Source organism: Ruegeria sp. CDSB117 (assembly GCF_059611005.1).
The window spans coordinates 38,987-64,682 of sequence record NZ_JBXWOS010000003.1; the positions used below are offsets into that span (position 1 = coordinate 38,987).

Below are 25,696 nucleotides of genomic sequence, written 5' to 3' on the forward strand. Positions count from 1 at the left end.
CGGCACGCAACCAAAATATGACACGTGGGTAACGATTAAAAAGGAAACAGCAGAGTTTTCAGGCAGAATTCAACTTGCGCATGTGCCACGCAAGGCTTTGGTTGCTGGAAAGCACCGGTTTTTTCAGGCGTTCCTGCACAATCGGAATAATATCAAAAGTTCTTAGATTCGTGCAGCTTAGAAAAACAGCTTCAACTGAATCATCCTGCCCAAGACTCACTGCAGCCTCAATCAGAGACTTCCGTGAAATCCGCGCTACTTTGGCCTCTTCGGCTTCGCCGAATGTGCCAAAAACATCCATCGAAATGCCATTTTGCGCAAATGCACTGCGTAAGGGATCGTTCACTTCTTCGATATATGGCGACAAAAGTGCAAACTTTGCTACGCCAAGTTCGTGGGCGCAGGCCGAGGCCGCGCGCAATGGGTTTGAAACAATCGCCGCCTCGCAAGTTTTTTGAACCATTTGTTCAACCTGATCCGAGCCGATAACCGAGCTGGCAGAGGTGCAGCCATAACCAACCACACGATATGGTCGGGTCTTGGGCAACAAGTCGGCGGCGGCAGGCAAGGCGGTTTCCATTTCCGCCAAAGTATCAGTCGTCACCTCTTTGCCGCTGGGAATTCTGGAGACGTAAATCGGACAGCTTCGATCAGAAAAATACGCGTTGAACTCCGGCTCAAGGGTCTCGTCTGTCTGCAAGACGATCAGGCCCATTGGGGGCGCTGCGGGATCATCTGCATCAACTGTATAAGGTAATCGCGTCATATCTCGGGCAACTCCATACCAGCGCGAGGGCTAAGAAAGCGGGGCTCTTCTTCGGTTATGACGATGTTTTCTTCGTGGACAAGGATCTTTCCACCTACGGCAATGCCCGGTTCAAGCGTCAGGACCATACCTGGTTCCAAAACTGTGTGGTCGGTTGGAATGAGGGATGGCCATTCCGTCAGAGACATCCCTAATCCATGCCCCAAGCGCCCTGCCCCAGTGTCAGCATCGTGGCGCGACAGCACAGAGTTCATCGCCTGAAACAAGTCAGCCGCCGTGGCGCCCGGACGCGCAATCTCGAATGCCGAATCCGAAGCTTCAATCAAAGCACTGTAGGCCGACTTAACCTGCTGGCTCGCGGATCCTATCGACCAGTTGCGGTCGTAATCACTGAAATACCCATCCCAAACCAGGCCGGTGTCCAGCATCAAGACATCGCCTTGCTGCAGCAGCGTATCAGATGCCGGGGAAATCACATCGGTGTAGCCACCCTGTTCCGCACCGCCGGCAAGGTAGGGAACCCAATCGGCCCCCTCGTCCAGACATAACATTTGAAACTCGCGAAACACAGCATCCAACGCCACGCCTTCTTTGGCGATTTCGGGCACCCGCTGAAAGGCACGCCCAGCGATGGCGCATGCCGTTTCAATCTTCGCAATCTCCGCTGATGATTTCACCATCCGCAGCGCGCGTACGATCCCTTCATCGCCGCAAAGGTCTCGCTGACCGACTGTCTGTTGCAGACGTCGAAGGTCTGCCAACGGCATCCTGACATGCGTTTCATGCCCATCTGGTAGTCCGATCTTTGCGTCGTCGGGCGTCACCTCGCGAAGTGTATCAGCCAAAAGACTGATACCATCGTCCGCCAAATCCGGCGCAGCCCAGGTTCGGATATCGTCGAGCCATGTCTCGGCCATAAGCGCGGCCCCGATCGAAGGGATCACCGCTACAGGCTTGCCGCTGGCAGGTACAATCATAAACCAGGGCCGTGTCGGGCTTTCCCAAAACCGCGTCAGGTAGCCGGTAAAATATCGAACCTCAGGTTCCGTCGTTAGCAACAGCGCCGACAGACCAGAGGCTTGCATCTTGTCTTGCGCACGTTCCGTTCGTGCTGCGAACTCAGATGTTTCAAACCCCCTCATTCCGTGACCTCAGAAAAAAGCAGCTAACCTGCGCGTCCGCGTCAATTCTCAAACAAGCGCCATTGATCAGCATTTGGCCGCCGCGATGGGGGGTAGGTGAGATTCTCAATTTGGTGTCTTTCCCGTGATGCCCATTGACGTGATCGCATTCGTCAAGTTCTGTCAACAAAACTCGCCCAAGGCAGGAGCCTAAAATGCCCCATTCAGATCCGGCCTTCAGCCGCGCCGAGTATGACCGCAGATTGACAAAGACCCGCGCCGCCATGGCAGCAGCGGGTTTGGATGCCTTGTTTGTCGAAGATCCTTCAAACATGGCATGGTTGACCGGGTATGAAGGCTGGTCGTTCTATGTGCATCAGGGGGTACTTGTGCTTCAGGATGCCGACCCGATCTGGTGGGGCCGAAATCAGGATGCCAATGGCGCGCGCAGAACCGTATGGATGTCCAGCGACCGAATCCGCGGATATGCCGACGAATATGTACAATCCACTGTGCGTCACCCCATGCAGGATCTGGCCGCGCTGATTGCGGACACTGGTATCGCGAAGGGGCGGATCGGTGTCGAGTTGGACAATTATTATTATTCGGCCAAAGCGCACCTGACTTTGCTGGCAGAGTTGCCAGACGCAGAGCTGATCGACGCAAACACATTGGTCAACTGGCAGCGCGCTGTGAAATCCGATGAAGAAATTGCGCTACTGCGAAAAGCTGCCCGGATATCCGAGCATGTGACCGACGGCGTATTGGAACGCATTGAACCGGGTATGCGAAAGAACGACCTTGTCGCGCAAATCTACCATGACGCAATCACCGGAGTTGGCGAGGATTGGGGCGATTACGCGGCCATTGTGCCCTTGCTCCCGTCTGGTCCGGATGCCGCTGCACCGCACCTGACTTGGGATGGTGAACCATTCAAATCCGGAGAGTGTACATTTTTCGAACTGTCAGGCTGCTATCGCCGTTACCACGCGCCCTTCTGCCGCTCGGTCTTTTTGGGTAAGCCACCCGACTTTTTGCTTCGTGCTGAAGCCGCGCTGATAGAAGGTCTTGAAGCGGGACTAGAGGCCGCGCGGGCCGGCAATCAGGCGCGTGATATCGCGTTGGCTCTGGCTGCCCCGCTGGAACGGGCGGGTATCGAGCGCGGCGCGCGATGCGGTTATCCGATTGGCCTCAGCTATCCACCCGATTGGGGCGAACGCACGATTTCCCTGCGACCCGAGGACGAGACCGTTCTGGAACCCGGCATGACCTTTCACTTCATGCCCGGCCTTTGGATGGACGATTGGGGGTTGGAGATCACCGAGCCGATTCTCATCACTGAGTCGGGTCCCGCCGAGTGTTTCTGCAACCGCCCAAGAAAGCTATTTGTGAAGCCATGACTTTACCTAGAACCACGGAAATACTGGCCGACCTGATCGCTTTTGAGACAGTGTCTGCGGACTCGAATCTGGAAATGATCAGCTATCTGACCGAACGGCTCGAAGCATTGGGTGCGAGGTGTATCGTCACTCGAGACAAGACCGGGGCAAAGGCCAACGTGTTTGCCACCGTCGGGCCGGATCAACCCGGCGGCATCCTTTTGTCCGGCCATACGGACGTGGTGCCAGTGGCCGATCAGGATTGGACAACCGATCCGTTCCAGATGGCTGAAAATGACGGCAAACTCTACGGTCGCGGCACGTGCGACATGAAGGGCTTTATCGCTGCGGCGGTGGCTTTCGGCGAAACGCTGGATGTCGGGAAGCTGACCCAGCCGCTGCACTTTGCCTTTACTTACGATGAGGAAGTCGGCTGCCTTGGTGCGCAAGCGCTGGTCGATGACTTGTCCGAACGCGGAATCGTTCCGGACATCGCAATTATCGGCGAACCGACTGAGATGCGCGTGATTGAGGGGCACAAGGGCTGCTTTGAATATACAACTCGCTTTACCGGGTTAGAGGGACACAGCTCTGCCCCCGATGACGGGGTGAATGCTGCGGAGTATGCCGCGCGATACATCGGCAAACTGCTGGAGCTGCGCCATATCCTCAAGTCCCGCGCACCCGCCGACAGCCGGTTCGAGCCGCCTTGGACGACGGTCAATATCGGCCAAATTTCAGGCGGCATTGCCCATAACGTCATAGCCAGCAAGGCCGAGGTCTTGTGGGAGATGCGACCCGTTCAAGCAAGTGACGCCGACCTCGTCAAAAAGACCCTTGCGGACTACGTGGAGCATTCTTTGCTGCCAGAGATGCAAGCGGTCCACAGCGACTCGAGCATCACGCAAGAGGCTATCGCCGAAGTCGAAGGCCTTGAACCCATGGAAGAAAACGCGGCCCGTGATTTGGTGGCTGAACTAACGGGCGCGAACGGCACTGGTGTTGTCGCCTTTGCGACCGAGGCCGGGTTGTTCCAGAAACTGGGCGTTCACGCAATCGTCTGCGGGCCGGGTTCGATAGCTCAGGCCCACAAGGCGGACGAGTTTCTTGAAATCGAACAGTTGGACATGTGCTGCAGAATGTTAACCCGTTTGGGTCAGCGCCTGACTCGTTAACCGGTTCCGTGCGTGCGGTCATATTTTGATCGATCCGGTTGCACATGCGCCGCACGCGCTTTCTCGCCGGGGTCATAGACCTCCATCACCAACGGATGGCAGGCAGCGGCATCCGAAGAATGTTCCGACGAACAATCCCCGCCGGGGCACGCAGACAGGCCGACGATCAGGTCAATCTCGGCATAAAACTCAAGATAGTCGCCCGGACGCACCGGGCTGGCTTTCATAAAATACTGGCCGGTATCGCGTGTAAATCCAGTGCACATGAACACGTTCAACACGTCATGCACCAGCATTTCGGCCTCATGCAGCGGCAGGTCGCAATGGCTGGCCAGCGCGCGGGTCAGGTTCGAGTGGCAGCAATAGTGATAGTCGTCCCCCGACAGCAAACGCCCGGTATAGGGATCACACCGTGTGCCAATCACGTCATGGACCGATCCGCCATAGGTATCGAACCCGTACCAGTCCAGAGTATCGGCAACGATCGTCGCCATCGGTCGCATGTTTGGAAAGCTCGACCACATCCGGTCTCCGGTCGACAGGTGCGTGCCGTGCAGCGCGCGGGTTTTGCCGGAATAGAACCGCTCGGTCAGGTCATGCTTGTTCCACATGTTCAGGTCGCCAACCTGAGGACCGTCGACCGAAACCACCCTCAAGAAAGCGCCAGCCGGAACATCAATGCATGCCGCGTCACGCGGGGCAGCAGTGGCCTCGGCCACCTTTACGGCACCTTCGCGCAGTTGGCCCAAACCAATCAGATCAGGCTGCTGCAACGAGTCCGGTGGGTAGCAGATTACTGGGGCAATGGCCTTGCGGTCGGCGGCATCGGCCGGTGGTGGGAAGTTCGGTTTTGTCAGTTTCATGCGCCCCTCACTTCCCTCCGGAAATCCCTGCCTTTCCGAATCCTTAGCGCATTATGAAAGGGTTCGCCATCGGCTCTTGCGCGGTGCTGATCCAGGTGGTCTTGGTTCTGGTGTAATCCAGGATCGCCTCAACGCCGGCCTCGCGGCCATATCCCGACTGATTGAACCCGCCAAACGGCGCGATAGGAGAGATCGCGCGATAGGTGTTCACCCAGCAGATACCGGCCCTGATCCGTTTCGAAACACGGTGTGCACGCGCAAGGTTCTGCGTGAACACGCCCGAGCCCAACCCGTAAGGGGTGCTGTTTGCCAGCGCGATAGCCTCTTCTTCGGTATCGAACGGCAGCAAGGACATGACAGGTCCGAACATTTCGATCTTCAAGGTTTCGGTCTCGGGTGACACGCATTCGACCAAAGTGGGATTCATGTAATTTCCGGGACGGTCTGCAGTTTCTCCGCCGAAATGGATCGTCGCGCCCTGCCCCTGCGCTTTGCCTAAAGTCTCTTCGATCTTGCGCACCTGCGCTGCCGTGCACAGCGGGCCGACATGCGTTTCCGGCTGCAGGGGATCACCCAACCGGATGGCGCTGGCCTTTTCGGCGATCCGTTCAACCAGAGGTCCCAAGATCGACCGTTGCACCAGTCCGCGCGTGCCCGCCACACAACTCTGACCGGATGCGCCGAAGTTACCCGCGATCAGGCCGTTTGCTGCACCGTCCAAATCGGCGTCCTCAAACACGAGGATCGGCGACTTTCCACCCAGCTCCAATGACGTGACCGCAAAGTTCTCAGCCGAGTTTCGTACCACATGGCGGGCGGTTTCAAGCCCACCCGTAAAGGCAATTCGGTCGACATCAGGGTGGCGGGTCAGTGGGATCGCGCAGTTTTCGGCGTCACCGGTGATGACCGACACAACACCGGGCGGGAACCCGGCCTGTTCGATCAGCTTGGCGAACTTCAGCATCGGTGCGGGCGCGATTTCCGATGCTTTCAGCACGACGGAACACCCGGCAGCCAACGCCGGGCCCAGCTTGGTCGCGGTCAGGAACATCTGCGCATTCCAAGGCACGATCGCGGCCACGACGCCAATCGGTTCTCGTGAGGTAAAGACATGCATGTCCGGCTTGTCGATGGGCAGGACCGTGCCTTCGATCTTGTCTGCCAGACCCGCATAGTAGCGGTAGTAATCGGCAACATATCCGGTTTGCGCCGAGGTTTCCGCCAACAGCTTTCCGCTGTCGGTCGTCTCCAACTCACCCAGGCGCTTGGCGTTTTCTGCCACCAGATCGGCAAGACGATACAGCAGCTTGCCCCGCTGCGTCTGTGTCATATCCCGCCATCCCGGGTCATCCAAAACCCGTTTGGCGGCGGCGATGGCGCGTTCAACATCACTGGGCGAGGCGCACGCGAATGTGGCCCACCCCTGGCCTGTGGCCGGGTTCTCGGACGTCATAACCTGCGAGGCTGAACCTTCGGTCCAGGCGCCATCAATGAACAGCTGAAAATGCGGTAAGTTTCCCATGGTGGTCCTCACTGAAATGCCGGCATCACGTCGTCGATGAATCGCGCCAAAGAGGCGCGCTTGCGTTCGTTGGTCATGCCGCTGTCGACCCAGAACGAAAACTCGTCATAGCCCAGATCTTCATAGCGCTTGATCCGGTCGATTACCTGTTGCGCGGTCCCAACTGTCAGGTCGCGGCCCAGTTTCTCGCTGGTATACATCGGGTTCGCGTCCATCTCGGCCTCAGTAATCGACTTGATCAAGCCCTGTTCAACCGGCCGTTTGTTCATGAACCATGCACCAAAGTAATTGTAGTACCGGCGCAGATTTTGCACGCCCTGCGCAACATCGTCGTCATCCTTGCCGACATAGGTGTGGTGCAACAGCATGATCTTGGGGCGCGGCCCCACGTAGCTGTCACAGGCATCGTTGAACCGCCCCATCAGGGTCTCGATCTCTTCCATACCCTGCCACAGCGGGGTGACCTGAATATTGAATCCGTTGTGAACGCCGAATTCATGGCTGTTTGGGTCCCGCGCGGCGATCCAGATTGGCGGGCCGTCCTCCTGATATGGCTTCGGTGCCGAAGTTGCGGCCGGAAACGCATAGAACTCGCCTTCATGGGCACAATCGCCCTTCCAGATCTGAGGCAACAGCGGGGTGGACTCGCGCATGCGCTGCCCCGCTTCCCATGCGTCCATTCCCGGCATCAGGCGTTCATATTCGTAGGAATACGCACCGCGCGCGATCCCCAGCTCGATACGCCCTTTTGTCATCTGATCCGCTGCGGCTGCCTCACCGGCCAGTTTGATGGGATGCCAGAACGGCGCAATTACCGTCCCGGTCCCCAACCGCACATTGCGGGTGTGATGTGCCAGATCGACCAACGACAGAAACGGGTTGGGGGCAATGGTGAACTCCATCCCATGATGTTCACCTGTCCAAACTGCCCGCATGCCCCCGTCATCAGCCATCTTCGCCAGGCTCACGAATTCATCATACAGAACATCGTGAGGCTGATCCGGGGTCAGACGTTCCACGTGGGCAAACAGTGAAAACTCCATCAAATGGCTCCTTTACCGAAACTGTGAATTTCGCCGCGCTCGGCATCACCGAGATACAGCCCGAAAACGCCTTCGCGGGCTTCAAGCGCGTAGCGGGTCATCATGTGGTGCAAACTATTGCTGGCATAGGTCAGATCGGCCAGATCGCCGATGTCTACCCATTCAGCATTGCCCGTCTGGGTGGTCTGACCGCAGGACGCCAGGAAGAACGTATAGTGCAGGTTCGTTTCGGCATCGTTGAACGAAGAATAGACCTGTTCGATCTGCGCCTGAATGCCCCGATCAGAGAGGCCCTGTGCCAGCCTGTTGCGTTGCCCCCCGGGTTCTGCACCGGCGATTTGAACCGGGCGAAATGCGCCTTGGTGGCATTCCAGAAGAACTTTGCCATTCGCCGCGACAATCGCGCCGCAGATTGTTGGAACCTGCGCGTCCATTTCACGCTCAAGTCCAAGACTGAAGTACGATCCGTTAACGTAGCCCAGACCGTTTCCGCCGATATGGGTGAAGTCTATGACACGGCCAATCAGAACCGTGTGGTCGCCTGCGGGCAGCGCCTGATGCGTTTCACAACTGAACTGCGCCAGCGCTCCGTCGATCAGCGGCAAGCCATTGGCTCCGTCGCGATGCGCCACACGACCAAATCGGTCGCCCTTGAAACTAGCGAAGGTGTTCGAGACGCCCTGCTGCCCATCTGCCAGAACATTCACCGCAAAGTGCGCGCATCCGGCAAAGGTATCGTGGGTGGACAGAAACTTGCCGGGACAGACCAACAGCAAGGGCGGATCAAGCGACACAGACGTGAAGGAATTCGCCGTGAACCCGACCGGGTTGCCGGACGTATCCCGGGTCGTCACAACCGTCACGCCGGTCATGAAGTTGCCGAAAGCATCACGCAGGGCGCGGGTATCAACCTCGGTCATGGCAGGCACCTCCGAACGAACTCAAGCAAATTGGCGTTAACGTTAGCCGGGTGCGTCATGGGCATCATGTGGGCGGCGTTCGGAACAATTTCGACACGCCCATTTGTCACCTTCTGCGCCATGCCCTGTGACATGCCCGGTGTGGAATTCGGCTCATCCCCGCCCGTCATAAACAGTGCCGGGCATTTGATTTGCCCCAGTTGTGCGTTAGTCGGTCCATCGCTTTCGGCGAAGACGGTATAGGCCGCTTTGTAGGCGCTCGGATCGACATCTTTTAGCCAACGCGAACAGGCTTCGCATTCTTCGGAAACCTGATCGCCAAACCAACGCTGCAAAGTCACGGTGGGATCGTTCATGGCCTCAGCATCCAGCGCCGCCGCGCGTGTCGTAACAGCCACGCGCGCTTCGGGGGTTCGGCGGTAAATTGCGTTCAACGCGGCAATGCCTCTCACCTGATCATGACCCGATGCCGCAATGTCCAAAGCGATCAAAGCGCCCATGGAATGCCCAATCAGAACGGCAGGCTCGGTCAATCGGGCCGCGATCGGGTTGGCGTATCCATCCAGCCCAATAGCACTTTGGAACGGGGTTTCCCCGTGCCCGGGCATATCCGGACACAGAACACGATACCCGGCGGCAGACAGCGCATCGATCTGTGCGCCCCAGGCTTCGGCCCGCAAGCCAACGCCATGGAGCAGAACCACAAGCGGGCCTTCGCCTTCGTCTATCGCGGCGAGCCCGCCGATGTCAGACCGAGGCCGGGTTGTCCACGTCATGGCCCAGATCCTTCAAGTCCTGATAACGGTCGCCGATTCGATGATGTGGACGGCCCGAGGTTGCTCCGCCCAAAACCACGACAATCTCATCCGCGCGCGGCGCGTCGGGGATGGCGAATTGCAGCGTCAGGTAATGCGACCGGCGGCCTGCATCGTTCTTGTCCATCAATGGCACCATGATCGGTGTGTTCGCAGGCCCCCGGGTGTTGGTGAATGAAAGATAGGACTTGGCGCCAACTGCCTGTCGGAAGATGTTTCCGAAATGCAGCGTGTGGATCAGGCCCGAAGCATGCTCGACCTCTCCGTCCAACCCCACAACCGCGGCCTTGCCATAAGCCTCAATCGCCTCGCCGCTTCCGGCCAGCGCGATCATCCTGTCGGTCAATTCTTGGCCCAGAATTGGGCCATAGGCCAAAATTTCAGGCCGCAGATCTTCGACGAAACGTCCGGCCCAAGGGTTCGTGACAACCGCTGCCACGGCGAACATGCGCCACGGCCGTTCGGCTTTGCGATATCCTTCGATCAGCACTTCTTCGTCGAAGGTCACTATTTTACGAATTTCCGGCTGCACGTTATCCCCCAATCTTGAGTACGAGAAATATCTTTGATTGGCCGGCACTTTGACAAACGAAAGAAGTTGGGTCTTAGGTATTAACAAAGCTACTAGGTCGGTTGCACATGCCCAAAACACTGCCCCCCCTTACATGGTTCAGGTCGTTCGAGGCCGCGGCCCGAAGGTTGAGCTCAACAGCTGCGGCGGATGAAATCGGATTGACCCAATCCGCCGTAAGCCAGCAAATCAGGTCGCTGGAATCCCGGCTTGGCGTCGTCCTGTTTCATCGGCACCCGCGCGGTCTTTCCTTGACGGATGAAGGGCGAAAGCTGCTGCCGCAAGTCGAAGCCGCACTGCAATTGCTGCAATCCGCCGCCTCTCCGTATTTGGCAGAGGAACGGGCCAGACACGTCACTGTTGCGGCGTCGATCAGCATCATCGAATGGTTGATTTCCCCTGCCCTGCCCCAGTTTCGCGACCAAAACCCAGACACGTCCATTCGCTTTGTCAGCACGATCTGGCCCGATGAATACTCTGCCCTGCGCGCCGATGTCGAAATCCGGTTCGGGTCGGAAAAACAGGTTGGACGGGACGCAATGCCCTTGCGACCAAATGACCTGATTGTGGTAAAAGCACCTGGCTTGGTTGGCGCTTTTCTGGACTTGCCGTTGATCGAGGCCGTGGGAACGTCAGACAACTGGTCCACCTGGGCGGAGGTCACCGGTCATAAAATCCATACCCCGGCCTATTATGTCGACTCTTACGGGCTCGCATTGCAATTGGCGGCTGCCGGGAACGGCGTGGCCTTGGTGAATGCACTTATCGCCGATCACGCTTTGCAAACCGGTCAGGTCGCGCGTGTTTTCGATGAGACTGCTCCAGCGACCGAAGGGTACTTTCTGGCCGTGCAGCGCGCATCCCCCGAGGTTGACGCCTTTGTATCATGGTTTTCACAATTGGTTCCCAGCGCGGCGCGGGAAAGGGTCTGATTCAGACACACCAATGTCGCATCTGAGGATATCACTGAGCAGGAAAATAGTGAATTCTGGCAAAAAAGGTCCGATTCATGCGATATTCAGGCTTTCGAGTCATCAAAGAGGCGCTTACCGGCCACAAAGGGTGGAAACCGGTCTGGCGTGACCCCGAACCTAAAGCTCATTACGACATCATCGTCATAGGCGGTGGTGGTCATGGGCTGGCGACAGCCCACTATCTGTCCAAAGTCTACGGTCATCGAAGTGTCGCAGTTGTCGAAAAGGGCTGGATCGGCGGAGGCAACGTCGGGCGGAACACGACGATCGTTCGCTCGAACTACATGCTGGACGGGAATGAGCCGTTCTATGAATTCTCGATGAAACTGTGGGAAGGGCTTGAACAAGACCTGAACTACAACGCGATGATGAGCCAGCGCGGAATACTCAACCTGTTCCACACGGATGGTCAGCGCGACGCTTATACGCGGCGCGGCAATGCGATGATCCTGCACGGTGCAGATGCCGAATTGCTGGATGCCGATCAGGTACGCAATGAACACCCCTATCTGAATTTCGACGACGCGCGTTTCCCGATCAAAGGCGGTCTGGCCCAGCGACGGGGCGGCACCGCGCGCCATGATGCGGTGGCCTGGGGCTTTGCCCGGTCTGCGGACAGCCACGGTGTCGACATCATCCAGAATTGCGAAGTCACTGGTCTGCGTATCGAGAACGGCAAATGCCTGGGCGTCGAGACCTCAAAGGGCTTTATCGGGGCTAACAAAGTCGGCTGCGCTGTTGCCGGAAACTCGGGCCGGGTGATGAACATGGCGGGCATGCGACTGCCGATTGAAAGCCACGTGTTGCAGGCCTTTGTGTCCGAAGGTCTGAAGCCCGTTCTGCCCAGCGTCATCACCTATGGGGCCGGACATTTCTATGTCAGCCAGTCCGACAAAGGCGGGCTCGTCTTTGGCGGTGATATCGACGGCTATAACACCTACGCCCAACGTGGAAATCTGCCTGTGGTCGAGGATGTCTGCGAGGGCGGCGTCTCGTTGATGCCGATGATCGGGCGCGCCCGTCTGCTGCGCATGTGGGGCGGCGTTATGGACATGTCGATGGATGGCTCACCCATCATCGATCGCACTCCGGTCGAGGGTCTCTATTTCAATGGTGGATGGTGCTATGGCGGGTTCAAGGCGACCCCGGCGTCCGGTTACTGTTTTGCGCATCTGTTGGCGAAGGACGAACCGCACTCTACCGCCACGGCCTATCGCTTCGACCGGTTCCGCACGGGCCGGATGATCGACGAAAAAGGCGTGGGCAATCAGCCCAACCTGCATTGAGGGGAGCACGAGAATGATTATCAACCATCCCCTTCTGGGCCCGCGCGACGCATCAGAGTTCACCTATCTGGGTGATGCGACACTGATCAACCGCCCGGACTGGCAGGCCGAAAACGCGGCGGAAGCGTTCTATGAATACGGCTATCTGCGCGACAATCCCGCAGGCGAACATCAAGAACTGTGGTATCATGAGGCTGGCGACCGGTCGTGGCTGGTCGTGACCCGTGACACCACCACGCATGAGATTTCCAAGGTAGAACTGGCCCGCGATGTGGCCCGCGCGCGGGGGCGATCCAAATGACGCAATCCAACAGGCTGAGCGGCGGTCAGATCGACCGCAACACCACTGTGAACTTCCGGTTCGACAACCGCAACTACACCGCCCATCCCGGCGATACGCTGGCTTCGGCTTTGCTGGCCAATGACGTGCGGTTGATCGGACGCTCGTTCAAGTATCACCGCCCGCGCGGCCTTCTGACTGCCGGATCCGAGGAACCCAATGGCATTGTCGAGCTGCGCTCCGGCAACCGGCAGGAGCCCAACACACGGGCTACAACGACCGAGATGTTTGACGGGCTTGAGGCACAATCGCAGAACCGTTGGCCCAGCCTGAAATTCGATGCGCTTGGCGTAAACGACCTGTTCTCGAATTTCCTGTCCGCTGGGTTTTACTACAAGACCTTCATGTGGCCGGCTGTTTTTTGGGAAAAAGTCTATGAGCCGATCATCCGTCGCGCTGCCGGCCTTGGCTCATTGTCGATGGAGGCTGATCCCGACGAATATGACAAAGGGTTCCGCCACTGTGACCTGCTAATCATCGGCGCGGGTCCATCGGGCTTGATGGCAGCCCTGACCGCAGGACGCGCGGGTGCAGATGTAATTCTGGCGGACGAGGATTTTCGGTTCGGCGGGCGTCTAAATAGCGAGACATTTTCGGTTGGCGATCAAAGCGCTAGCGATTGGGCAGCGCAGGCCGTCGCGGAACTGTCATCCTTGCCCAATGTCCGGCTGATGGCCAGAACCACTGTTATCGGCGCCTTCGACCACGGCATCTACGGCGCTGTTGAACGGACCGGAGATCACGTGGCCACCCTGCCCGCCGGTAAGCCACGCCAGATCCTATGGCGCATTTACACCAAGAAGGCATTGCTGTGTGCGGGGTCGACCGAACGCCCCATCGCGTTCGAAAACAACGACCGCCCCGGCATCATGATGGCCAGCGCGTTGCGAACCTATGCCAATCGGTTCGCGGCCACGGCCTCTCAGCGCGTGGCGATCTTTACCAACAACGACGACGGCCACCGCACCGCCGCCGATCTGCATGCCAAGGGCGTTCACATTTGCGCCGTTGTCGACGTGCGTGAGGATGCTCCGGTCAACTACGATTACGAAGTCCTGAGCGGCGCTCAGGTTGTGAATACCAAGGGGCGTCTTGGTCTGACCTTTGTCGAAGTTGCCCTGCCCGACGGTTCGACCCGAACGCTGGAATGCGGCGCGCTGGGCGTTTCGGGGGGGTGGAACCCGAATGTGCACCTGACCTGCCATCAGCGCGGGCGTCCGGTCTGGAACGACGATCTGGCCGCCTTTGTGCCCGGCTCAAACCTACCTGTCGGGCTATCGGTGGCGGGTTCGGCGAACGGGGTGATGTCGACCCACGGCGCATTGCAATCCGGTACCGAAGCTGCTGCGGCAGCGTTGGAGTTGAGCGATGCTCAGCCCGACCTGCCTGAGGCTGAGGATACACCAATCGCGCAGAAACCGTTCTGGTATGTCGAAGGCTGCAAACGCGCATGGCTGGACCAGCAAAACGACGTGACCGTCAAGGACGTCAAACTCAGCTATCAGGAAGGGTTCCGGTCAGTTGAACACCTGAAACGCTATACCACCCTTGGCATGGCGACTGATCAGGGCAAGACCTCAAACATCAGCGCATTGGCGATCATGGCCGAGGTGGCCGGAAAATCGATCCCCGAAACAGGGACAACCATTTTCCGCCCGCCCTACACGCCTGTTCCGATCAGCACCTTCGCCGGTCGGATGAAGGGACAAGAATTCCACGCCACGCGCCTGACGCCCTCGCATTACTGGGCCAAGGAACGGGGCGCTGTATTTGTCGAGGTCGGCAACTGGCTGCGCGCGCAGTGGTTTCCCCTGCCCGGTGAGGTTCATTGGCGTGAATCAGTGGACCGTGAAGTGCGCCAGACCCGCGCGTCCGTCGGGGTGTGCGACTGTACGACACTTGGAAAAATCGACGTGCAGGGCGCGGACGCGGCTGATTTCCTGAACCGCGTCTACGCGAACGGTTTCGCCAAGCTTCCCGTGGGAAAAACCCGCTATGGCCTGATGCTTCGCGAAGACGGCATGGTAATGGACGATGGCACAGCCGCGCGTCTGGCCGAGGATCATTTTGTCGTCACAACGACCACGGCCAACGCGGTAAATGTCTATCGTCACATGGAATTTGTGCGCCAATGCCTGTTCCCGGATATGGATGTGCAGCTGATCTCGACCACGGAATCCTGGGCGCAATATGCTGTCGCTGGTCCCAATTCGCGCAAGCTGTTGCAAAAGATCGTCGACCCTGAATTCGACATCTCGAACGACGCGTTCCCGTTTATGGGCTGTGGCAACATTACGGTCTGCGGCGGGTTGCGCGCGCGGCTGTTCCGGATCTCATTCTCGGGAGAGTTGGCGTTCGAAATCGCGGTACCTTCACGTTATGGCGACGCCCTGATGCGGCGTCTGATGACCGAGGGTGAGGAATTTGACGTGGTCCCTTACGGCACCGAAGCGCTGGGCGTAATGCGGATCGAAAAGGGCCACGCCGCCGGCAACGAGTTGAATGGCACCACAACGGCATTGAATCTTGGATTGGGTAAGATGGTGTCGAAAAAGAAAGACAGCATCGGATCGACCCTGTCCGAACGAGAGGCCTTGGTAGAACCGGATGTCCTGCGGCTGGTCGGGATCAAACCGGTATCGCCCGAAGAAAAAGTCACCGCTGGTGGCCATTTGATGAACACGACCGGCCCGGTGGATGCCGCGCACGATCAGGGCTATGTCACTTCGGCTGCGTATTCGCCCATTCTGAACAGCAATATCGGGCTGGGTCTTTTGAAGGACGGTGCCAACCGAATGGGCGAGAAAATGCGCCTTGTGTCCCCATTGACCGACCTGACCGTCGAGGTCGAAATCGTATCGGCCCATTTCGTTGACCCCGAAGGAGAGCGTCTGCGTGCATGATCTAGTTGCAATAACCGCATTGGGCGGCTCCGAACCGCAGGTCGACACTGTTGGCGGGGTTACGTGCCGGGAAGTTCCGGGAGTCGCTCTGGCATCCGTCGCCGCACGGATGGGACAGGAAACCAAAGCCAGCAAAGCCCTCGCCAAGCTGATCGGGGCCCCTGCACCTGGTATCGGCCAACATGCCGGTGACACTGTCACTGCTTTTTGGGCCGGTCCGGATCAGTGGATGATCGAGGCGCCTTTTGACACGCACGAGGAGCTTGCTGATCAGGTGAAGTCCGCTTTGGGCGATACGGCGTCGGTGACAGAACAGACCGACGGTTGGACACGTTTCGACCTGAACGGCGATCAGATTCCGGCTGTGTTGGAACTGTTATCTATGCTGGACCTGCGCAATATCGATGCGGGCAGCGTCGCCCGTTGCTCAATTCACCACATTGGCTGCTTTGTTCTCTGTCGGTCAGATGAAGCGTTCAGCATTTATGGCCCCCGTTCATCCGCCGGATCGTTGCATCATGCCATCGTCACTGCAATGCGTTCGGCGCTGTAAAGCAATGTCAGACTGACGGCAGCGGCGCATTACCTTCAACGCGGAAGCGGTTGATCCTACGGCGATCTTCGCTGGGGCTTAGCCCAAACGCCGACCGGTAATGCGTCACAAGCGGCGCCACTGAACCATAGCCAATCGCAGCGGCGATATCTGCAATCGGGTCCTTGGTATAGACAACCATCTGCCGCGCCGCCTTCATGCGCATGGCGCGATAATAGTGGCTGGGGCTTTGGCCTGTCGCCTGCTTAAATGCGCGTTCCACCTGGCGCGGCGTAACCCCGATCTGCTGTGCGGCCTCTGCGATGGAAATCGGTTCGCTCATGTGGCCCGCGAATAGGTCGACACAGCGCGACACCAGCGGCGGCAGGCTGTCGCCAGTTTCCGGCGCGGTCGTGGTCGGAACCTGCTGCCGCACACCTGCCCCGCGCATCATCGGATGTTGAAACCAACAGGCAACCTCATGCGCGACTTCGCCACCCAGCTGATCTTCAATCAGATGCAGGGCCAGATCGAACCCGGCAGCGGCACCGGCTGCGGTGTAGCGTGTCGCCGTTTTCACGATCACCTCGCTACGCGAGTCGACTTCGGGAAACTCAGCCAGAAATGCGGCCTCATAGCACCAATGGACGGAAACAGGTTGCCCCCCCATCACCCCGGACCGGACCAATGGGAAAACCCCACCGCTAATCCCGCCTAATACGGTGCCATGCCTTCCAAGACTGCGTAGAGCACCGTTGCCAACGGTTGTGTTGTCAAAGCCGGACGTTGGGCTGCTGAGAAGGAACAAAATGTCGATATCTTTGCAGTCGGCCAGAGACTTCTCGGCCTCGAAGCGGACACCTGCGCTGGATTGTATTTTCTGTTGGCGCTCGGACAGCAGCGACCAGCAGAACGCCTCTTGCCCGGCGATTTCATTGGCCGCCCGCAACGGCTCGATCACCGAGGTCAGGCAAGCCATGGGAAAGCCGTCAAACAGCAAAAAGCCGATTTTGATTCTGTCTTCGTTTCGCATAAGGCTGTTCTAACAAGATTTCCGCAACTGCCCTATGCGAAGTTCATGCCCACCGGATCAACCCAATGATCGCTGAGGCCGCATAAAACCCTTGCAACAACAGGAAAGTCCAGCGGCGATCTATTACGGCCCAGGCCGCAAACAGGCCCGAGGACACTAGCAACAGGGCGAAACCTAGCAACTCAGCCCCCGTATTCGACGCGATCAACAAGGCATAGGCCATTGCCAACACCGATCCGGTGATTTCGAATACGGTCGTCAGGCCGCGCCGGTCACGGGATTTGATTTGATCCGTCATGGCTCAGCCCTTTCGCTTCAGGAGATTGATCAGCGGCGCGGGTGTCTGTTTGGGCTGATCATTTATCGGGGATTGACCGGAGTTTTTCGGCAACTTGTGAACGACGGGAACCTGATCAGTGACCGACCCACTAAACGCTGGATTCCCAGGCCGTTCAGACTGACCAACACCCGCCAGATCGAACAAGTGTACCCTGTTGCCCGCCGCTGCCATTTCAGGCAGCACGTCGCGCCGGATGTAAGATAATGTGCTGTGGATCAAAACCACCGGATCGCCCACCCCATGGATTCCGGGGGCCATCCGCGGGGTTTTGATCACTGTGTGGTCCGGGACGAGATGCGGCATGCGAATGCTCCTGAGCATTGGATTTCCTGACCAGTAGTTCAATACTGGCGCGTGACACAAATGAATGATATTCATAGCTCAATTAAAAACTGTCATGGCTTCACAAGTGACCGACCGATTGGAAATTGACGCCCTGCGCGCCCTTCTAGCCATCGCAACCCATGGCGGCGTGACGCGCGCGGCCGAGCATCTGGCGCTGTCGCAATCGGCGGTCAGCCACAAAATCCGACGGTTAGAGCAAGCCCTGGACTGCGATCTGCTGGCGCGCCGACCCGGTGGCCCTCTGTTCACGGATACTGGTTTGCGCCTGTGCGACTATGCCCGCCGAATATGTGCCCTACACGATGAGGCGCTGGCCAGTTTGGGCAAGAAACCCTTGGCCGGTGCACTCCGGCTGGGCATGACCGAGGACACGGCAACCAGCGACATCGCCCGCATATTGGGTCGTTTCACACGGCTTTACCCGGACGTTCAGGTCCGAACACGCACCAGTCAAAGTCTGAACGTGCAAGAGTGGTTGAAGGCCGGAGAGTTGGATGTCGCCGTCATGCAAATCTTTCGGCACGATGCGCGGCCAGATGACCTGATCCTGTTCGAGGACACACTCCACTGGGTAAAATCACCGGATTTCCAACTGGATACGACAGCACCTGTTCCCTTTCTGTCCTTCGACAGCCAATGTTTCTATCGCAAATGGGGCTTCGGAGATGGGCAGCTGCAAGGGCACCGCTTCGATAACGTATTAGAATGCCCAAGCGCCAATGGCATTCAGTCGGCCGTGCGGTCCGGTTTGGGCGTCGCCCTGTTGAATGGAATGCATGTCACACCGGACATAGAGGTGATCAAAGGCGTATTCCCCGATCCCCCGGCCATCGTTTTTGTCGCGCGTATGCATGTTAAGCGCCGAAACCCTGCCGCGATGGCGCTGGTACAAGAGATTAGCCGCGAGGTTGAAGGCGCCAACCCTTTGAAAGTGGTCAACTGAGTGTTTGTACCGGAAGAGCCTAAACAACGACCATCCACGATGGCCGGGTTTTCCGTCGACTTCTGCGGATGGGAGGAGTGGTTTGGCGAAGGAACCTAAGACCAAGAGCTAGGGCAATCAGCTCCTCAGATCAGGTCTGATCAATTGCGCGATCTCGTTTCTGCAACGCGCGGATACGCATCCGCTGGGCCGCATGAACATGGGCGCGCATCGCCAGCTCGGCTGCGTCGCCGTCGCGAGCCTGCAAGGCTTCCATCACACGGCGATGCTCACCCGCGGCGTCGTCTGCGCGCTGACCATCCAGCATTTGGGATGGGCCCAATATCAACAGCGCCTTTTGCAGCGATAACATCGACTTTGTGAGAAAGCGGTTTTTGGCGGCATCCAATAGCGTGGCGTGGAAAATACGGTTCAACTGAGCGGCCACCGGACCGGTGCCAGCCTCGGCAAGGCGATTGTTCAGAACATTCAGTTCGTCCAGTTCCACATCCGAAGCCGCGCGTGCCGCCAACCGTGCCGCTGTTCCTTCAAGTACGGCGCGCATTTCATACAATTCCATAACTTCCGAATAGCTCAGGCTGCGAACCGTTGCGCCCAACCTAGGGACATGCGTCACCAACCCATCCGTTTCGAGTTGCCGTATCGCTTCACGCACAGGTGTTCGGCTGACACCCAGTCTTTCGGACAGCTCGATCTCTCTGAGCCGGTCACCAGGCAACAAAACGCCCTCGCGAATTTCATCTAGCAAACGCTGATAAGCGGAATTCCCCTGCGGGCCGGCCTGATTAGGATCTTCTTGAGTTTTCATCTTTCTCAATCTTGCATATTGGATCTCTTTGTATACATTTGGATACACACCCTAGTCAACGAAATCGGACACTATCCTTGACCGCTTCAAGCCTTCATTTGTCCCCGCCGTTGGAACGGTCAGTCACGCTGATTTTGGCTATGTTGGGAACTGCAGTTTTTTGGGCGTTGAACCTGCCGCTGCCCTTTCTGTTCGGGCCGATGTCAGCGTGTTTGATTGCAGCTTTGGCACACGCACCCATGCGGGATTTCGGGCAAATCTCGGTCGCGTCCAGAACCATTCTTGGCGTCGCGGTCGGGGCGTCGATCACACCCAGCCTGTTCGCAGAACTTCCAAAGATGGCCGCGTCCCTTTTGCTGATACCGGTATTTATCCTGCTTATTGCAATGGTTGGCGTGCCGTTCTTTCGAAAATTCTGGGGCTTTGACGAAAAAACTGCGTTTTTTGCGGCCATGCCGGGCGGGTTTCAGGACATGGTTATCTTTGGAGCCGAGGCCGGTGCCAATCCGCGAACCCTATCGCTGATCCACGGGACGCGCGTATTGATTATCGTCACCCTTGCCCCTTTGTTCCTGACTTTGTTTTACGGTGCCGAACTGACCAACCCGTTGGGCGAACCTGCCTCGGCCCTACCCTTGCATGAACTGATACTCATGGCGGTCGCAGCTTTTGTCGGCTGGAAAGGTGGAGAGAAGATCGGGCTTTTCGGTGCTTCGATTCTTGGACCATTAATCCTGACAGCGGCCTTATCTCTTGGGGATTTCATCCATACCCGCCCCCCGCGCGAGGCGATCCTGTTCGCCCAATTCTTCATCGGCTGTGGAATCGGCGTCAAGTTCGTCGGCGTCACGTGGTCGGAACTCACACGCGTCGTGGCGGCTGGGTTCACCTATGTGATCTTGCTGGCCGTTCTGGCCGCTGCTTTCACGGCAGTGGTCACCACGCTGGGGCTGGGCCATCCGGTCGAAGCCTTTCTAGCTTTTGCACCGGGCGGTCAGGCAGAGATGACAGTGCTGGCCATCGTATCAGGGGCGGATCTGGGCTATGTGGTCACACACCACCTGGCGCGCATTGTCGTCGTGATCATCGGCGCGCCAATCGCGGCCAACCTACTTCTGCGCTGGTCGAAATCCAGGGATTGACGGATTCACGTACAAACGCGGCTGGATGAATGTTGATAGGGGATTGTGGCGGAGAGACAGGGATTCGAACCCTGGAGACGGTCTCCCGCCTACACACTTTCCAGGCGTGCGCCTTCGACCACTCGGCCACCTCTCCGTGCCGGCGTTATTTGAACTATCGCCGGGGGATTTGCAAGGCCCCATTGAGGTGAAAATTCACCTGAAATCGAAAGCCTTGCAAAGGCGTTTAAATCTCGTCGCCGTCACCATCAGCCAAATCGCCCTCGTTCATCTCGACAGGATTTGTGGATGGCTTTGCGGACGGTATTTCGTCGGTGTTCTTGCTGGGTTGGCCTTCGCCAGCCTGCAACGCTTCGGGATTGCGCAACCAGACATCGCGTTGTGCAAACGGGATTTCGATCCCCTCGTCGACAAAGCGTTTGTTGATTTCATGGTTCATGTCCGATTTGACCGACAACACCCAGTTCACATCGCGCAGGATGGCCCGGATTTCAAAGTCCAGCGAATCTGCGCCAAACCCCTGGAACACCACACTGGGGGCTGGATTCGCCAAAACCATAGGGTGTGAATTCGCGATTTCGCCCAGAATCTTCTCTACCATTCGGGTATCAGTCCCATAGGCGACCCCGACCGGTACAATCACCCGCCCGATCGTATTGCCACGTGTATAGTTCGTGACAACGCCGCTGATCAGATCCGAGTTCGGAACGATCACATCCGTTCGGTCAAACGTCTCGATCCGCGTGGACCGGACGGAAATATCACGGACGTACCCCATCATCCCATTCACGTCGATCCAATCCCCTTTCGAGATTGGGCGTTCGACCAACAGGATAATGCCCGACACAAAGTTCGACACGATGGTTTGCAGACCAAAGCCGATCCCGACTGACAACGCACCGGCAACAATAGCCAGCGATGACAGGTTGAAACCGGCAATCGTTATCGCAACCAGCGCGGCCAGGAAAATACCGACATACCCGGTGCCCGAAACAATCGCGTTTTGCCCGCCTGGATCAATGCTGGTCTTTGGCAACAGAGAATTGCGCAGCCCGCTTTGCAGCATCCGCGTCAGGCCATAGCCGATGGCAAATATGACAAGGAAGGTAAAGAAGTTGCTGGGCGAGATGGTTACCCCGCCAATGTCAAACCCCTGCAGCAGGCGCGACCAGACTTCCTGCAGGTCGGTTTGACGCGCACCCCAATACAGCGCGAGCACGGGCATAGCCACAATGGCCATTGCAAAGCCGATGAGAACCGAAAACAGCGAGTCCTTGGCCTTATCGCCCTGCCCGCCAAGCCAGCCGTAAACAGACGTCAGGAAGCGTTGGACGATGACCAGCGCTGCAATAAGAACCAATGAACGCACAGCCGGGAAAACGATTGCCTCAGCCGCATTCGTATACCCCAGCATCGCTAAAATCGGGCTGGCGATCCCCAGGAAGAACAAAGCGCGTCGAATGAACTCGATCAGTTGGCTGAACCCGGCAGCGCGGGCCGTTTCGGACGGCTCACCTGCATCGACAGGGACATCAACGCTGCGGACGCGACGGACGCGCAGTAGAATCAAAGCTGTTGCGACGATGACCGGAAAGGCGACGACGGCGCGCGTCGCATCCGAGATATTTTCGATCTGATCGAACAGGTTCACCAGTTCATGCAGGATCAGGAGCCCGGCAAGAAAATCGAGGTAGACGCGTAACTCAGTGACTTTCTGGCGGGACAGTTTTTTGAACCCCTGCGCCGCTTGCAGCACGTAAACCTGTCGGCCAATCCAGTCATAATACAGGATGATCGCCGCCCAATAGGGCACGTTTTCCATCAACAGCGTCCCGCGCAGCCCCAGAACGCCTGTCATCACAACAGCCTGAACCAGAAGCCAGACGCCGAACCAGGGGAGGATAATTCTCAGCAACGAGGTCAGGAACGTCCATACGCCACTTCCCTGCCCCCCCAGGGCTCGCAGACGCGCACCAGCGGCTTCCGACCAGCGCTTGCCGTAAAACAGCAGAACACCAGCAACGAAAACCAAGGCTAGAATACCCAGCCCTCGGGACCGCAATCGTTCATGCACCACGTCAGTTTTTAGGTTCCGACGCGCTTCGTTGAACAATGCTTGCGCAGCTTCGTTCACATCAACCCAAGCTGGTCGCCAGTGGGAGGGGTTCAGGGGCGACGGTCCGCGCTCTAAAAGTTCTTTCGCCTGACGGTCCCGCAATAGTTTGTCTATCTCGGATATAAGGCCATTGGCCCGGCTGAATGCCTCTTCCGAGATGATCTGCGGGACGCGCAAACTGTTCAGCTGCTCGTCTAGGTGCTTTCGTAGCGTGGCAATGTCTTCCGGTTCGGTCGCATCGCCCTCGGGTGCGGCACCAAGAGCTTTGATCTGATTTTCAAGCGTTTGGATACGTTCGGTGTTTGCACCGCGTGCCCGATTGAAATCGTCCCGGTATTCGTTGATCTCGGCGCGCAGGTTTTCGAGCGACGCGTTCGACGCGCGATCGGCCTCGATCACCGTCTCGGCACGGTCCGCCGTTTTTACCCATCCCTGATAATATTCGCTTTGACGATCTGTAAGCTGCGCGGCAGCGGGGCCGCACAGCATCGCAATACATACTGCGACAAGGGTCAGAAACAGGCGAACCTGCCGCAGCATCACACGTCCTCAAAAACGCCGGGGATGCTGCGCGGAGCTTCGGTCATCCAGTCCGGGACAGGCAATTCCTTTTCACGCAGGAAGTCCGGGTTGAACAGCTTGGACTGATAGCGGGTGCCATAATCACACAGGATGGTGACGATGGTGTGGCCCGGTCCCAGATCTTTGGCCAGGCGCACCGCACCAGCCAAGTTAATGGCGGTTGAACCGCCCATGACCAGGCCTTCCTCGCGCAGCAGATCAAAGATGTAAGGCAGCGCCTCGTTATCCGTCATCTGATAGGCGAAATCTGGTTTGAACCCTTCAAGGTTCTTGGTGATGCGCACTTGACCGATTCCTTCGGCGATCGAGCCGCCCTCCATCGCGATTTCGCCGGTGGTGTAGAACGAATACAGCCCCGCCCCCATCGGATCGACCAGACCGATCTTGACACCTTTGGGCTGAAGCGCGTCCGCTACGCCCGCCAATGTACCGCCCGAGCCCACGGCACAGACGAACCCGTCAACTTTGCCATCGGTCTGTTCCCAGATTTCGGGACCGGTCGTTTCCACATGTGCCTGACGGTTCGCCACATTGTCGAACTGGTTGGCCCAGATCGCACCGTTGGGCTCGGTCTGCGCCAGTTCTTCGGCCAGACGGCGCGAGTAATGCACAAAATTATTGGGGTTGCGATACGGTGCGGCCGGAACCTGAACCAACTGAGCACCTGCCAGTCGCAGCATGTCCTTTTTCTCTTCGGACTGCGTTTCGGGGATGACGATAACGGTCTTGAATCCCATCGACGCGCCAACAAGCGCCAGACCGATCCCGGTGTTACCTGCCGTGCCTTCGACGATAGTACCGCCCGGTTTCAGGTCACCGCGCGCAATGGCATCGCGAATGATGTAGAGCGCCGCACGATCCTTGACCGATTGCCCGGGATTCATGAACTCGGCCTTGCCGAGAATTTCGCACCCGGTCTCTTCGCTGATGCGGCGCAAACGGATCAACGGTGTTTTTCCTACTGCGTCGGCAAGGTCTCGTGCAATGCGCATGGCGCCCTCATTTCATTACGGATCAATGCAGATTTACCTGTGGTGCGCGATGACCACAAGCGGCGAAAATCATCCGCGCAGGCGCTCACGGTGACGTGCAAGCCAATGGGCTACCGCCAAAAGCGGCAAATCCTTGAACCCTTGGCTGTCGACCCTGTCCATGAAATCGCTGAAAGGCAGAATGTGGGTTCGAATATCCTCGCCTTCCGTAGCCAACCCACCATCTTCGATGGTCTTGGTCAGATCAGCCAGCCCGACATAAAGGTATAGATATTCAGTCGATGACCCGCTGGAGGAATATGCGCCGCCTGCATATTCCAGCCGATTCAGCGCAATCTGGGCTTCTTCTTCGGCCTCGCGCAGAGCCGCCTGTTCCGGCGTTTCACCTGGGTCGATCATTCCGGCGACCGGCTCCCACATCCAGGGTTCAGGATCCTCAGCTAGAAAGATCGGTGCCCTGAATTGTTCGACCAACAGCACCGTGTCCCGCACGGGATCATATGGCAGGACGATCACGGCGCTGCCCTGCATCAGGCTGCTGCGGTTCAGCACTTTGCCCATCGAGCCATCGTACTGGCGATGCTGCAACGCGACTTCTTCCATCCCGAAGTAATTGACATATGCCGGTTTACGGTCGTGCACGATGACGTCATTGGCAGTGTCTCGTGCATCACCTGTCGCACGTTGACGGGCAGCCAGCTTTGCCCATGCTCGCGTCCGGATCGACGGAAAGCTTCGCGCAATTTGTTCCGCATCAACCTTGCCGTAAAAACCCATAACCTCTTGCGCGGCGAGCATCGTCATCGCGCCCCACTCATCCAACCAGCCCTGCAGCGACCAGAGACCGCCGCGGTTCCAAAGCCCCGGCTCAGGGTAGAACACAAGGGCTTGCGATATCGACCCGTCGGCCAGATCAACTGTCTGCTCCCGCAGGTCGTAATCAAAGCCACCCTCGTAGAAGACCAAACGGTTCTGATCTTCCTCACTTAATCCCCGGAGCAATAACCCTTTGGCCAAACTGCCTTCCTCGTGAACAATCATGGGAAAGGCCTGATCCTGCACGCTATGGACTGCATGATCTTTCAGCGTGGCTTGGGCAAATTCAAGTTTGGACGCTGGACGTCCCAAGACAAGCTCCAGCAATGGCAAGTGCCGCAGCGTGCCATAAAAGAACAGATCTGACAC

At 57.8% G+C, this 25,696-nt stretch carries 24 protein-coding genes and 1 tRNA gene; 9 read left to right on the top strand and 16 right to left on the bottom strand.

Features of this window, described 5'->3' with window-relative positions:
- Nucleotides 1–58: 58 nt before the first annotated feature.
- Complete coding sequence (locus tag AC2FJC_RS04855) at nt 59–766, bottom strand: maleate cis-trans isomerase family protein (protein WP_496738624.1); 708 nt, start codon at nt 764–766, stop codon at nt 59–61.
- Nucleotides 763–1,908, bottom strand: coding sequence for a M24 family metallopeptidase (locus AC2FJC_RS04860; protein WP_496738625.1), 1,146 nt, complete (start codon nt 1,906–1,908; stop codon nt 763–765). The genes AC2FJC_RS04855 and AC2FJC_RS04860 overlap by 4 nt, the downstream gene beginning before the upstream one ends.
- A gap of 194 nt (nt 1,909–2,102) precedes the next feature.
- Between AC2FJC_RS04860 and AC2FJC_RS04865 the strand changes: the two genes are divergently transcribed.
- Together AC2FJC_RS04865 and argE are read left to right on the top strand one after the other, a co-directional pair.
- The gene (locus AC2FJC_RS04865; RefSeq protein ID WP_496738626.1) at nt 2,103–3,287 is read left to right on the top strand and encodes a M24 family metallopeptidase; all 1,185 of its coding nucleotides are present in this window, start codon (nt 2,103–2,105) and stop codon (nt 3,285–3,287) included.
- On the top strand, nt 3,284–4,441 hold the full coding sequence (argE, locus tag AC2FJC_RS04870; RefSeq protein ID WP_496738627.1) for an acetylornithine deacetylase: 1,158 nt from the start codon (nt 3,284–3,286) through the stop codon (nt 4,439–4,441). The genes AC2FJC_RS04865 and argE overlap by 4 nt, the downstream gene beginning before the upstream one ends.
- Here argE and AC2FJC_RS04875 read toward each other — a convergent pair.
- Genes AC2FJC_RS04875 through AC2FJC_RS04900 form a run of 6 tightly spaced genes read right to left on the bottom strand, consistent with a single transcriptional unit; the run spans nt 4,438 to nt 10,136 of the window.
- The gene (locus AC2FJC_RS04875; protein ID WP_496738628.1) at nt 4,438–5,304 is read right to left on the bottom strand and encodes an urea carboxylase-associated family protein; all 867 of its coding nucleotides are present in this window, start codon (nt 5,302–5,304) and stop codon (nt 4,438–4,440) included. The genes argE and AC2FJC_RS04875 overlap by 4 nt on opposite strands.
- 43 nt (nt 5,305–5,347) lie before the next feature.
- Nucleotides 5,348–6,826, bottom strand: coding sequence for an aldehyde dehydrogenase (locus tag AC2FJC_RS04880; protein WP_496738629.1), 1,479 nt, complete (start codon nt 6,824–6,826; stop codon nt 5,348–5,350).
- 8 nt (nt 6,827–6,834) lie between these two features.
- A complete protein-coding gene (locus AC2FJC_RS04885; protein WP_496738630.1) occupies nt 6,835–7,869 on the bottom strand; it encodes an LLM class flavin-dependent oxidoreductase in 1,035 nt (344 codons plus the stop codon).
- Complete coding sequence (locus AC2FJC_RS04890) at nt 7,869–8,789, bottom strand: flavin reductase family protein (RefSeq protein ID WP_496738631.1); 921 nt, start codon at nt 8,787–8,789, stop codon at nt 7,869–7,871. Before AC2FJC_RS04890 ends, AC2FJC_RS04885 begins: the two co-directional genes overlap by 1 nt.
- Nucleotides 8,786–9,565: an alpha/beta fold hydrolase gene (locus AC2FJC_RS04895; RefSeq protein WP_496722514.1), complete on the bottom strand. Its 780-nt coding sequence runs from the start codon at nt 9,563–9,565 to the stop codon at nt 8,786–8,788. The genes AC2FJC_RS04890 and AC2FJC_RS04895 overlap by 4 nt, the downstream gene beginning before the upstream one ends.
- Nucleotides 9,537–10,136 carry an amino acid synthesis family protein gene (locus AC2FJC_RS04900; protein ID WP_109311679.1) on the bottom strand — a complete coding sequence of 200 codons (600 nt, stop codon included), beginning with the start codon at nt 10,134–10,136 and terminating at the stop codon, nt 9,537–9,539. Before AC2FJC_RS04900 ends, AC2FJC_RS04895 begins: the two co-directional genes overlap by 29 nt.
- A 107-nt stretch (nt 10,137–10,243) precedes the next feature.
- Here AC2FJC_RS04900 and AC2FJC_RS04905 point away from each other — a divergent pair, with 107 nt between their 5' ends.
- The 5 genes from AC2FJC_RS04905 (at nt 10,244) to AC2FJC_RS04925 (ending at nt 16,231) form a co-directional block, all read left to right on the top strand.
- On the top strand, nt 10,244–11,107 hold the full coding sequence (locus AC2FJC_RS04905) for a LysR family transcriptional regulator (protein WP_496738632.1): 864 nt from the start codon (nt 10,244–10,246) through the stop codon (nt 11,105–11,107).
- Nucleotides 11,108–11,184: 77 nt separating this feature from the next.
- Nucleotides 11,185–12,435, top strand: a complete 1,251-nt coding sequence (locus tag AC2FJC_RS04910) for a sarcosine oxidase subunit beta family protein (protein WP_496738633.1) — start codon at nt 11,185–11,187, stop codon at nt 12,433–12,435.
- Between the two features lie 13 nt (nt 12,436–12,448).
- On the top strand, nt 12,449–12,736 hold the full coding sequence (locus AC2FJC_RS04915; protein ID WP_496738634.1) for a sarcosine oxidase subunit delta: 288 nt from the start codon (nt 12,449–12,451) through the stop codon (nt 12,734–12,736).
- Nucleotides 12,733–15,678, top strand: coding sequence for a sarcosine oxidase subunit alpha family protein (locus tag AC2FJC_RS04920; protein WP_496738635.1), 2,946 nt, complete (start codon nt 12,733–12,735; stop codon nt 15,676–15,678). Before AC2FJC_RS04915 ends, AC2FJC_RS04920 begins: the two co-directional genes overlap by 4 nt.
- Complete coding sequence (locus AC2FJC_RS04925; protein WP_496738636.1) at nt 15,671–16,231, top strand: sarcosine oxidase subunit gamma; 561 nt, start codon at nt 15,671–15,673, stop codon at nt 16,229–16,231. The genes AC2FJC_RS04920 and AC2FJC_RS04925 overlap by 8 nt, the downstream gene beginning before the upstream one ends.
- 7 nt (nt 16,232–16,238) lie before the next feature.
- Here the strand turns inward: AC2FJC_RS04925 and AC2FJC_RS04930 are convergent, their stop codons facing one another.
- The 3 genes from AC2FJC_RS04930 to AC2FJC_RS04940 are packed head-to-tail and all read right to left on the bottom strand — an operon-like array spanning nt 16,239 to nt 17,886.
- Nucleotides 16,239–17,243: a GlxA family transcriptional regulator gene (locus AC2FJC_RS04930; protein ID WP_496738637.1), complete on the bottom strand. Its 1,005-nt coding sequence runs from the start codon at nt 17,241–17,243 to the stop codon at nt 16,239–16,241.
- A 43-nt stretch (nt 17,244–17,286) separates the two neighbouring features.
- Entirely contained in the window at nt 17,287–17,541 is a 255-nt protein-coding gene (locus tag AC2FJC_RS04935; protein ID WP_496738638.1) for a hypothetical protein, read from the bottom strand.
- A 3-nt stretch (nt 17,542–17,544) separates the two neighbouring features.
- Nucleotides 17,545–17,886 (bottom strand): hypothetical protein, encoded by a 342-nt coding sequence (locus tag AC2FJC_RS04940; protein WP_496738639.1) that lies wholly within the window; start codon nt 17,884–17,886, stop codon nt 17,545–17,547.
- A gap of 94 nt (nt 17,887–17,980) precedes the next feature.
- Between AC2FJC_RS04940 and AC2FJC_RS04945 the strand changes: the two genes are divergently transcribed.
- Nucleotides 17,981–18,871, top strand: a complete 891-nt coding sequence (locus AC2FJC_RS04945; protein ID WP_496738640.1) for a LysR family transcriptional regulator — start codon at nt 17,981–17,983, stop codon at nt 18,869–18,871.
- 130 nt (nt 18,872–19,001) lie between these two features.
- Here AC2FJC_RS04945 and AC2FJC_RS04950 read toward each other — a convergent pair whose 3' ends face one another.
- Complete coding sequence (locus tag AC2FJC_RS04950; RefSeq protein WP_496738641.1) at nt 19,002–19,679, bottom strand: GntR family transcriptional regulator; 678 nt, start codon at nt 19,677–19,679, stop codon at nt 19,002–19,004.
- Nucleotides 19,680–19,819: 140 nt separating this feature from the next.
- On the opposite strand from AC2FJC_RS04950, the gene AC2FJC_RS04955 reads away from it, so the two are divergent.
- Nucleotides 19,820–20,821 carry an AbrB family transcriptional regulator gene (locus AC2FJC_RS04955; RefSeq protein ID WP_496738832.1) on the top strand — a complete coding sequence of 334 codons (1,002 nt, stop codon included), beginning with the start codon at nt 19,820–19,822 and terminating at the stop codon, nt 20,819–20,821.
- Nucleotides 20,822–20,867: 46 nt separating this feature from the next.
- Here the strand turns inward: AC2FJC_RS04955 and AC2FJC_RS04960 are convergent.
- The 4 genes from AC2FJC_RS04960 to AC2FJC_RS04975 all read right to left on the bottom strand — a co-directional run bounded on the left by AC2FJC_RS04960 (nt 20,868) and on the right by AC2FJC_RS04975 (nt 25,696).
- Nucleotides 20,868–20,957 (bottom strand) — tRNA-Ser (locus AC2FJC_RS04960).
- A gap of 90 nt (nt 20,958–21,047) precedes the next feature.
- Complete coding sequence (locus AC2FJC_RS04965) at nt 21,048–23,477, bottom strand: DUF3772 domain-containing protein (protein ID WP_496738642.1); 2,430 nt, start codon at nt 23,475–23,477, stop codon at nt 21,048–21,050.
- Nucleotides 23,477–24,511, bottom strand: a complete 1,035-nt coding sequence (locus tag AC2FJC_RS04970; protein ID WP_496738643.1) for a cysteine synthase A — start codon at nt 24,509–24,511, stop codon at nt 23,477–23,479. Before AC2FJC_RS04970 ends, AC2FJC_RS04965 begins: the two co-directional genes overlap by 1 nt.
- 69 nt (nt 24,512–24,580) lie before the next feature.
- The gene (locus AC2FJC_RS04975) at nt 24,581–25,696 is read right to left on the bottom strand and encodes an NUDIX domain-containing protein (protein ID WP_496738644.1); all 1,116 of its coding nucleotides are present in this window, start codon (nt 25,694–25,696) and stop codon (nt 24,581–24,583) included.

Bases quoted from the DNA above. Each gene is read 5' to 3' on its own strand.
- AC2FJC_RS04855 (WP_496738624.1), bottom strand. From the start codon at position 766: ATGACGCGATTACCTTATACAGTTGATGCAGATGATCCCGCAGCGCCC.
- AC2FJC_RS04860 (WP_496738625.1), bottom strand. From the start codon at position 1,908: ATGAGGGGGTTTGAAACATCTGAGTTCGCAGCACGAACGGAACGTGCG.
- AC2FJC_RS04865 (WP_496738626.1), top strand. From the start codon at position 2,103: ATGCCCCATTCAGATCCGGCCTTCAGCCGCGCCGAGTATGACCGCAGA.
- argE (WP_496738627.1), top strand. From the start codon at position 3,284: ATGACTTTACCTAGAACCACGGAAATACTGGCCGACCTGATCGCTTTT.
- AC2FJC_RS04875 (WP_496738628.1), bottom strand. From the start codon at position 5,304: ATGAAACTGACAAAACCGAACTTCCCACCACCGGCCGATGCCGCCGAC.
- AC2FJC_RS04880 (WP_496738629.1), bottom strand. From the start codon at position 6,826: ATGGGAAACTTACCGCATTTTCAGCTGTTCATTGATGGCGCCTGGACC.
- AC2FJC_RS04885 (WP_496738630.1), bottom strand. From the start codon at position 7,869: ATGGAGTTTTCACTGTTTGCCCACGTGGAACGTCTGACCCCGGATCAG.
- AC2FJC_RS04890 (WP_496738631.1), bottom strand. From the start codon at position 8,789: ATGACCGAGGTTGATACCCGCGCCCTGCGTGATGCTTTCGGCAACTTC.
- AC2FJC_RS04895 (WP_496722514.1), bottom strand. From the start codon at position 9,565: ATGACGTGGACAACCCGGCCTCGGTCTGACATCGGCGGGCTCGCCGCG.
- AC2FJC_RS04905 (WP_496738632.1), top strand. From the start codon at position 10,244: ATGCCCAAAACACTGCCCCCCCTTACATGGTTCAGGTCGTTCGAGGCC.
- AC2FJC_RS04910 (WP_496738633.1), top strand. From the start codon at position 11,185: ATGCGATATTCAGGCTTTCGAGTCATCAAAGAGGCGCTTACCGGCCAC.
- AC2FJC_RS04915 (WP_496738634.1), top strand. From the start codon at position 12,449: ATGATTATCAACCATCCCCTTCTGGGCCCGCGCGACGCATCAGAGTTC.
- AC2FJC_RS04920 (WP_496738635.1), top strand. From the start codon at position 12,733: ATGACGCAATCCAACAGGCTGAGCGGCGGTCAGATCGACCGCAACACC.
- AC2FJC_RS04930 (WP_496738637.1), bottom strand. From the start codon at position 17,243: ATGCGAAACGAAGACAGAATCAAAATCGGCTTTTTGCTGTTTGACGGC.
- AC2FJC_RS04935 (WP_496738638.1), bottom strand. From the start codon at position 17,541: ATGACGGATCAAATCAAATCCCGTGACCGGCGCGGCCTGACGACCGTA.
- AC2FJC_RS04940 (WP_496738639.1), bottom strand. From the start codon at position 17,886: ATGCCGCATCTCGTCCCGGACCACACAGTGATCAAAACCCCGCGGATG.
- AC2FJC_RS04945 (WP_496738640.1), top strand. From the start codon at position 17,981: ATGGCTTCACAAGTGACCGACCGATTGGAAATTGACGCCCTGCGCGCC.
- AC2FJC_RS04950 (WP_496738641.1), bottom strand. From the start codon at position 19,679: ATGAAAACTCAAGAAGATCCTAATCAGGCCGGCCCGCAGGGGAATTCC.
- AC2FJC_RS04955 (WP_496738832.1), top strand. From the start codon at position 19,820: ATGTTGGGAACTGCAGTTTTTTGGGCGTTGAACCTGCCGCTGCCCTTT.
- AC2FJC_RS04965 (WP_496738642.1), bottom strand. From the start codon at position 23,477: ATGCTGCGGCAGGTTCGCCTGTTTCTGACCCTTGTCGCAGTATGTATT.
- AC2FJC_RS04970 (WP_496738643.1), bottom strand. From the start codon at position 24,511: ATGCGCATTGCACGAGACCTTGCCGACGCAGTAGGAAAAACACCGTTG.